The following is a 692-nucleotide window of genomic DNA, read 5'->3' on the forward strand; positions in this document are numbered from 1 at the left end:
CGCTCCCGCTCGGCCGCCTCGCGCTCCTGGAAGGCCTGCCGGCGGAGGGCATGGACCGCCTTCGCCAGATCCTTCACGGTCAGGCCGAGGCGGGAGGCGGCCGCCCGGCGCTCCTGCGCGAACTCCGTCGGCGACAGCTTGGCGAGGCGCGCCAGTTCCAGGGCGGTGGCGGCCCGGTCCGGCGCGGGTCCTGCGGCCGGCTCCTCCTCGGGCGCCGCATCGGGGGCTTCGGCTTCAGCCTCGGCCTGCGCTTGCCGCGCGGCGCGCACCTGCATGTCGAGCGTGCCGACGCGGCAGCCGAGGCGGCTGGCGGCGGCCTGTCGCTCGCGGTCGTACTCGACCGGCGTCAGGGCGGCGAGGCGGGCGATCTCCTCGGCCCTGGGCAGGTTGATCACCTGTCCCATCGGCGTCTCGTCCCGGCCGGGCGAGGGCATGGCCGTATCCATCACCGCGTGCCCTCCACCCGGACGTTGCCGGCGTCGGTGCGCTGCGCCATGGCCCAGCGCGCGATCGCCTCTCCTTCGCCCTCGGGCTTGCCGGCCTGCTGGAGGGCGCCCTCGACGGTGCGGATCACCTCGCCCTCGGTCAGCAGCCCGGCCACGACGAGGCGGGCCAGCCCCCAGCACTGCGCCACCGCCGTGGGGTGGCGGCTGTCCACCGGGGCGCTGCTGATGGCGAAGGCCGCGCGCGAC

The 692-nt window shown here is 76.7% G+C and carries 2 protein-coding genes; both read right to left on the bottom strand.

The window, feature by feature from the left end; all coding sequences use genetic code 11:
* Window positions 1–446 (bottom strand): hypothetical protein (locus tag M0638_RS27905; protein ID WP_248670222.1); only part of this gene is annotated, 446 nt, incomplete at its 3' end.
* On the bottom strand, window positions 446–692 hold a 247-nt coding region (locus tag M0638_RS27910), incomplete at its 5' end, for a hypothetical protein (RefSeq protein ID WP_248670223.1). The genes M0638_RS27905 and M0638_RS27910, both read right to left, overlap by 1 nt.

The organism is Roseomonas acroporae, assembly GCF_023223525.1.
GTDB lineage: Bacteria > Pseudomonadota > Alphaproteobacteria > Acetobacterales > Acetobacteraceae > Roseomonas_E > Roseomonas_E acroporae.